The 7,487-nt window shown below is 64.5% G+C and carries 6 protein-coding genes and 1 pseudogene; 6 read left to right on the forward strand and 1 reads right to left on the reverse strand.

Translation table 11 applies throughout. The features are described 5' to 3' along the window. Together ACO6D5_RS28890 and ACO6D5_RS28895 are read left to right on the forward strand one after the other, a co-directional pair. A partial coding sequence (locus ACO6D5_RS28890; protein WP_485827295.1) for a glycerol-3-phosphate dehydrogenase/oxidase occupies positions 1–1,604 on the forward strand: 1,604 nt, incomplete at its 5' end. Continuing rightward, positions 1,601–2,356 carry a UTRA domain-containing protein gene (locus tag ACO6D5_RS28895; RefSeq protein WP_315846203.1) on the forward strand — a complete coding sequence of 252 codons (756 nt, stop codon included), beginning with the start codon at positions 1,601–1,603 and terminating at the stop codon, positions 2,354–2,356. The genes ACO6D5_RS28890 and ACO6D5_RS28895, both read left to right, overlap by 4 nt. 17 nt (positions 2,357–2,373) lie before the next feature. Here the strand turns inward: ACO6D5_RS28895 and ACO6D5_RS28900 are convergent, their stop codons facing one another. Next, complete coding sequence (locus tag ACO6D5_RS28900) at positions 2,374–2,967, reverse strand: hypothetical protein (protein WP_485827296.1); 594 nt, start codon at positions 2,965–2,967, stop codon at positions 2,374–2,376. Positions 2,968–3,293: 326 nt separating this feature from the next. Here ACO6D5_RS28900 and ACO6D5_RS28905 point away from each other — a divergent pair, with 326 nt between their 5' ends. The 4 genes and pseudogenes from ACO6D5_RS28905 to ACO6D5_RS28920 all read left to right on the forward strand — a co-directional run. After that, a complete protein-coding gene (locus ACO6D5_RS28905; RefSeq protein ID WP_485827297.1) occupies positions 3,294–4,007 on the forward strand; it encodes a gluconate 2-dehydrogenase subunit 3 family protein in 714 nt (237 codons plus the stop codon). Between the two features lie 2 nt (positions 4,008–4,009). Continuing rightward, positions 4,010–5,785 carry a GMC family oxidoreductase gene (locus tag ACO6D5_RS28910; RefSeq protein WP_485827298.1) on the forward strand — a complete coding sequence of 592 codons (1,776 nt, stop codon included), beginning with the start codon at positions 4,010–4,012 and terminating at the stop codon, positions 5,783–5,785. A gap of 12 nt (positions 5,786–5,797) precedes the next feature. Next, a complete protein-coding gene (locus tag ACO6D5_RS28915; RefSeq protein ID WP_485827299.1) occupies positions 5,798–7,111 on the forward strand; it encodes a c-type cytochrome in 1,314 nt (437 codons plus the stop codon). 176 nt (positions 7,112–7,287) lie between these two features. Next, a pseudogene (locus ACO6D5_RS28920) lies at positions 7,288–7,487 on the forward strand (VRR-NUC domain-containing protein); the annotation flags it as partial.

Consider the following 7,487-nt stretch of genomic DNA (forward strand, 5'->3'; position numbering starts at 1 on the left):
TGCAGGGCGTGGACTGCCTGATCGTCGACAAGGGCGACTTTGCGGCCGGCGCCAGCAGTGCGCCGTCGCGGATGATCCATGGCGGCTTGCGTTACCTGGAAAGCGGCGCATTCGCGCTGGTGGCGGAAGCCACCCGCGAACGCAATCGGCTGCTGCGCAACGCGCCGCATCTGGTGCGTCCGCTGGAAACGGTGGTGCCGTTGTCCAGCCGTTTCGGCGGCCTGCTGGGCAGCGTGCTGCGCTTTGCCGGATTCAAGGCGTCGCCCGGGGCGCGCGGCGTATTCGTGGTGGCGCTGGGCCTGCGCCTGTATGACCGCCTGGGACGGCGCCAGCGCGTGATGCCGGAACACCGCATCGCCAGGGCTTCGGCCGCCGACAACATCCTGTTCCGGGAGTCGGTGGGCTGGACGGCCACGTATTTCGATGCCTGGATCAGCCATCCCGAATGGTTGATCCAGGAACTGATCGCCGACGCGCATGCCGACCAGCCCGCGTCGCTGGCGGCCAACTATTGCAATGTGACGGCGTGCCGGGGCAGGACGCTTAGCCTGCGCGACGAGATCAACGGGGAAACCGTCGAGGTCACCGCGGACACCGTGGTCAATGCCACGGGCGCGTGGCTGGACCGGTCCGCCGGCGTGCTGGAAGGGGCGGGTTCACGCGTCATGGGCACGAAGGGCTCGCACTTGATCCTGGACCATCCCGCGTTGCGCGCGGCGTTGGACGGGCGCATGGTGTATTTCGAAGCGTCTGACGGACGGGTCTGCATCGTTTATCCCTTTATGGATCGCGTGCTGGTCGGGTCCACCGACATTCCGGTTGATGATCCCGACCAGGCGGCTACCGAATCCGCCGAGATCGATTACCTGCTGGACGTGCTGGGCGAGGTCTTCCCGCGGCTGCGTTTTGCGCGCGGCGACGTCGTCTACACTTATGTTGGTGTGCGTCCGCTGGCGTATTCGGATGCGGACAAGCCCGGCCAGATATCGCGCGACCACGCGGTGGTGGTCGATCCGCCGAACGCCGTGCGCAAGGTTCCGCTGGTGTGCCTGGTGGGCGGCAAGTGGACCACGTTCCGATCCTTGGCGGAATTGGCCGCGAACCAGGTGCTGACGCTGCTGGACCGGCCCCGTCTGCGCTTGACCGAGGCGCTGGCCATCGGCGGTGGTACGGACATGCCCGCGGACGGCCCGGCCAGGGAACAACTGGTCGATACGATCCGGGCTAGCTCAGGCCTTTCGCGCGAACGGATCGACGGGCTGGTCAGCCGCTACGGTTCGCGTGCCGACGGCCTGGCGCAGGCCTTCGCGGCGGCAGGGGACGTTCCGCTGCGCCATGCGCCGGACTATTCCGAAGCCGAGATCCGCATGCTGTGCCGCCAGACCGGCGTGCAGCATCTGGCCGATCTGGTGATCCGCCGGACCTTGCTGGCGATATGCGGCCGCGTCACCGATGGCTTGCTGGCCGAATTGGCGGAGCTGGCCGCAGAGGCGCTGGGTTGGACGGATACGCGCCGGCGCGACGAGTGGCTGGCGTGCGCCGCCATTCTGCGCGATCGGCATTTTGTAGATATTGATTCGAGTCTTAGCCTTATCACGACATGAGCAGCCCCATCCCGACCCAAGACGTACTGGACCGCAGCGCCGGCGCCCCGCTTTGGGCGCAGTTCCGCGATGTGGTGCGCGGCAAGATCCTTCAAGGGGAACTGGCGGTGGGGGCCAAGCTGCCCACCGAAGCCGAGTTCGGCGAACAGTACGGCATCTCACGCATTGTGGTGCGGGAGGCGTTGGCGGATCTGGTGCGTAATGGCCTGATCTACAAGATCCGCGGGCAGGGCGCATTTGTGTCGGCGCGCGAACGGGATGAGGATTTCGTATCGACGGTGCTGGGATTTTCGGACGAAATGGCCCGCAAGGGCCGCAGCGTCCGCACGCAGGTGCTGGTGCAGGAGCTACGCGCTCCGACCGCGCAGGAAGCGACGTCGCTGGCGCTGAATGACGCGGACATGGTGGTGGCGCTAAAGCGCCTGCGCAGCGTGGACGGCGAACTGCAGTTGCTGGTGGAGACCGCCGTGCCGGCGGATCTGGCGCCCGGCCTGCACCGCACGCGCTTGGAAAACCGTTCGTTGTATGACGTGCTGCGCCGCCAGTACGGGTTGCGCATCGTGCGGGCGGAGCGTTGGATCGATGCGGTGGCGCCCGACACGCACACGTGTGAATTGCTGGGCATGGACAGCGCCGAACCGTTGCTGCGCATCGAGTCCATTGCCTACGGCTCGAATGGCCGGCCGCTGGAATACTATCGCGCGTTGCACCGCTGCAAATCGAGCCGGCTGCACGTCCAGACCACGACCTGAGGCCGCGGTCCGCCCCATTAGAAGAGGTTCAGCGCTTGCGCCACCCATAGCGCCAGGCCGATCGCGATGCCGATCAGCAGCATGCGCCGCAGTCCGCCACCCGAGGGGACCGCGCCGGGCGACAACGACGGATCCGCATTGACGCGCGAGGGGTGCGACGCGCCGGCGGCGGGAGCAGGGCGCGCCGAGGGCGCGTCGGCCTGATCTGGGCTATCGGTTTCGATGGTGAAGGCAGGCTTGCGCTTGCCGTCAGCCGCATCGCCGGCGAAGTCCTGCACGTCGATGCCCGCGTTTTTCAGCATGTCCCACAGGCCGCCCAGGTCTTTGCCGCTGCGCAACGCCTCGATGCGTTCGCGTTCGGCGCGTGGAACCTCGTCCAGGCTGTCGTATTTGCGGCCGTTCACTGTGACCGCGCCGTCCTTGATCAGGACCTTGAACGATTCCCCGTTTTCCAGGCCGGCGTAGCTCCATTCCTGAGTGACGCTGACGCTGTCCATCTTGCTGTCCAGCAGGTCTTCGATGTTCACGCGCTGTTCGGGCGTGAGGTCCGAGGTGGAACTCCAGCTGCGCGTGGTCGTCGAACTGCGCCAGGTCTTCGTCTTGTCGTTCATGGGGGGATCCGTTGCTGTTCCTGCCGCGAAATATACAGAATCCGTTAACCCGCTTGTCAGAAAAGCCCGCTTTTGCGGGCTTCTTACATTGTCCTTAAAGCAAAAGACAATCCCATGTCAAGAAAATCGAACTGATATGGTCAGTTGAGCGGATCAGATGGTTGAAAAGGCGCATAATGCGAGCACCTTCTCTTATGTCCCTTTTCAAGAGCAGGGTCGATTTTCTGTAAGCAAAGAGCGTGTTGTCACTAGCTCGGCAGTTCGTGTTTCCAGGTTTCATGTTCGGTAGCGCGCTAGGACAACTTGGAGTATTCACGGAGATGTCTATGACAGAAGATGCAAAGCCGCGCCGGCGGTTTCTGCAAGCGTTGGCCATCGTGCCAGCGTCGACGATGGCGGTAGGGGCCTTGACCACGGCCTGTACCAGCGCCGACGAAGGCAAGGCCGCCCAGGCCGCCAAGCCCTACGCACCCACCTATTTCACCCAGCCTGAATGGACCTTCATCGTGGCGGCCGTGGATCATCTGATCCCCGCCGACGAGTACGGTCCGGGCGCCATCGCCGCCGGCGTGCCCGAGTTCATCGACCGCCAGATGGAAACGCCCTTCGGCCACGGCAAGCTCTGGTACATGCAGGGCCCGTTCCATACGGACCAGGTGCCGGAACTGGGGTATCAGCTGAACCAGAATCCCCGCGAGGTCTACCGCCACGGCATCGAAGCCTGCAACGCCTGGTGCGTGAAGACGCACGGCAAGGTGTACGCCGAACTGGACAAGCCGCTGCAAGAACAGATCCTGAAGGATCTGCAGGGCGGCAAGATCGAATTCGAGACCGTGCCTTCCAGGACGTTCTTCAGCTTCCTCTTGTCCAACACGAAGGAAGGGTTCTTTGCCGATCCGATCTACGGCGGCAACAAGAACATGGTGGGTTGGAAGATGGTGGGCTTTCCGGGCGCGCGCGCCGACTATATGGACTGGGTCGACCAGCCCAATGTGAAGTACCCCTATGGCCCCGTGTCGATCTCTGGGGAGAAGGGTTAATCATGGCGATAAAGAAAGAGAAAGTGGATGCCGTCCTGGTCGGGTTCGGCTGGACCGGCGCGATCCTGGGGCAGGAACTGACCGAGGCCGGATTGCACGTGCTGGCGCTGGAACGCGGCGGCATGCAGGACACGCCGAAGGACGCCGAGTACCCGAAGGTGATCGACGAGCTGGCGTATTCCGTGCGCGGCAAGCTGTTCCAGGACCTGTCCAAGGAAACCGTGACGATCCGCCATGGCGTGGACGACGTGGCCGTGCCGTACCGCCAGAACGGCTCGTTCCTGCTGGGAACGGGCGTGGGCGGCGCTGGCTTCCACTGGAACGGCATGCACTACCGCGCGCTGCCTGAAGAGCTGGAACTGCGCACGCGCTACGAAACGCGCTACGGCAAGAAGTTCATTCCGGAAGGCATGACCATCCAGGACTTCGGCGTGACGTACGACGAACTGGAACCGTACTTCTCGAAATTCGAGTACGTGTGCGGCACGTCCGGCAAGGCCGGCAACCTGAACGGCAAGATCGTCGAAGGCGGCAACCCGCTGGAAGGTAAGCGCAGCAAGGAATTCCCGCTGCCCGCGCTGCCCAACACGTATGGCGCGCAGTTGTTCGAGAAGGCCGCGCGCGAAGTCGGGTTCAATCCGTATCCGGCACCCGCCGCCAATGCCTCGGGCCCCTATACCAACCCGTACGGCGTGCGCCTGGGTCCCTGTAATTTCTGCGGTTTCTGCGAGAACTACGGGTGCTACATGTACTCGAAGGCGTCGCCGCAGACGACCATCCTGCCTGTGCTGCTGAAGAAGCCGAATTTCGAGCTGCGCACGCATTCGCAGGTGATCAAGGTCAATCTGGATTCGACCGGCAAGAAGGCCATCGGCGTGACGTACATCGACGCCCAGGGCCAGGAAATCGATCAGCCGGCCGACCTGGTGATCCTGTCGGCCTACCAGATGCACAATGTGCGCCTCTTGCTGCTGTCGGGTATCGGCAAACCCTACGACCCGAAGACCAACGAAGGCGTGGTCGGCAAGAACTACGCGTACCAGATGAACGGCGCGGTGAACGTGCTGCTGCCCAAGGGCACCCAGCTGAACCCGTTCGTGGGCACCGGCGCGGGCGGCGTGGGCATGGACGACTTGAACGGCGACCAGTTCGACCACGGCCCGCTGGGCTTCCTGGGCGGCGCCAGCATCCGCCACGTGCGCTACGGCGGCCGTCCCATCAAGCAGACGCCGACCACCCCGGGCACGCCCACCTGGGGCACCGCGTGGAAGGCCGGCGTGCAGGACGCGTACCAGCGCTTCATGACCATCGGCATTTCCGGTTCGGTGATGTCGTACCGCGACGCCTACCTGTCGCTGGATCCGACGTACAAGGACGCCTATGGCCAGCCGCTGCTGCGCATGACGTTCGACTGGCATGACAACGAGTTCGACATGCTGGGCTACATGGGCAAGCGCATGGAGACGGTGGCCAAGGCCATGAATCCGGAAAAGCACTACGTGGCCGTGCGCAAGAAGGGCGCGCGCTATGACACGCGCGTCTACCAAAGCACGCACAACACCGGCGGCGCCATCATGGGCTCGAACCCCAAGGAAAGCGTGGTCAACAAGTACCTGCAAAGCTGGGATGTGCCGAACGTGTTCGTGATGGGGGCCTGCGTGTTCCCGCAGAACATGGGCTACAACCCGACGGGGCTGGTGGGCGCCTTGGCCTTCTGGGCCGCGCAGGCGATCCGCGACCAGTATCTGAAGAGCCCCGGCCCGCTGGTCCAGGCTTAAGGAGACGGAACAATGTTGAAGCAAACCATTGTTGCGGCCTTCTCGGCCCTGGTCGCCAGCGCCGCGTTCGCGGCGGACGGCACGCCCGCCGCGGCGGATGCGCAGATGATCAAGCAGGGCGAATACCTGTCGCGCGCCGGCGACTGCATCGCCTGCCATACGGCCAAAGGCGGCAAGCCCTTTGCCGGCGGATTGGGCATCGAGTCGCCGTTGGGCACGATCTATTCGACCAACATCACGCCCGACAAAGAGACGGGCATCGGCAACTACACGTACGAGGACTTCGACCAGGCCGTGCGCCACGGCAAGGCGCGCGACGGGCATTCGCTGTATCCGGCCATGCCATACACCGCGTATGCCAAGGTCACGCCCGATGACGTGAAGGCGCTGTATGCCTACTTCATGCATGGCGTGGAACCGGTCAAGCAGGAGAACAAGGACACGGATATCTCGTGGCCCACGTCGATGCGCTGGCCCTTGACCGTGTGGCGCTGGATGTTCGCGCCCGACGTCGTCAGCGGCCCGGCCGCGAGCGACTTGAAGGGCGCCGACCGCGAAGCGCTGCTGCGCGGCCAGTACCTGGTCGAAGGCCTGGGCCATTGCAGCACTTGCCACACGCCGCGCGGTTTCGCCCTGCAGGAAAAGGCGCTGAGCGACGCGGACGGCTCGGCCTTCCTGTCGGGCGGCGTGGTGGAAGGCTGGCTGGCCAAGAACCTGCGCGGCGACGCCACCGACGGCCTGGGCAACTGGACGAAGGAAGACATCGCCGTCTTCCTGAAGTCTGGCCGCAACGGCCATTCGGCTGCGTTCGGCGGCATGGCGCAAGTGGTCGAGGACAGCACGCAGCACTTGTCCGACGCCGATCTGAACGCCATTGCGGTGTATCTGAAGAGCTTGCCGCCGGTCAACAAGGACGCGACCAAGCCGTTGGCCTATGACGAGTCCGTGGCGCAAGCGCTGCGTACCGGCAAGGATAAGAGCGATGGCGCGATGGCGTTCCTGAACAACTGCGCCGCCTGCCACCGTAGCACCGGCAAGGGTTATACGGAAACGTTCCCGCAGTTGGCGCTGAGCTCGACGGTGAATTCCGCCGATCCGGCCTCGCTGATCCACATCGTGCTCAAGGGCGCGCAGATGCCGGGCACGACGGCGGCGCCCACGGCCTACGCGATGCCTGGCTTCGACTGGCGCATGACCGACAAGGAAGTCGCCGACGTGGTGACCTTCGTGCGGTCGAGCTGGGGCAACAAGGGCGCGGCAGTCAGCGCGTCGGATGTGGCCAAGGTGCGAAAGGAAGTGGGGGCGGCCGCGCAGCCCGCGCGTTAACGCGCCCGGCGGTTCCGCAAGACGGTTCCGCATGATGGCGGCGCCGGAAAGCCCAGGCTTTCCGGCGCCGCTTTTTTATTTGATGCGCCGCGCCCAGATTGTCCGCCACGGGCAGACGCGGGGATTACCCGCCTGCTATGATTACTGGATAAAACACCAGTTATCCGGCCTGGCCGATGTTCCCCCCGCACCGTTACTACTACCTTCACAATTTCCAGCGCGCGCTGGCGTGGGTCGCTGACCGCTACGCCGACCTGCTGGATGCCGGCGAACGCCGTTTCCTGGAAGACTTCCAGGCCTTGCCGCAGGCGTCCCAGGCGTTGATGGTGCGCATGCTGATGCGGCGCGGGCCGTGGTTCCGCGCCAGCCGGCTGGT

Source organism: Achromobacter sp., from assembly GCF_057314935.1.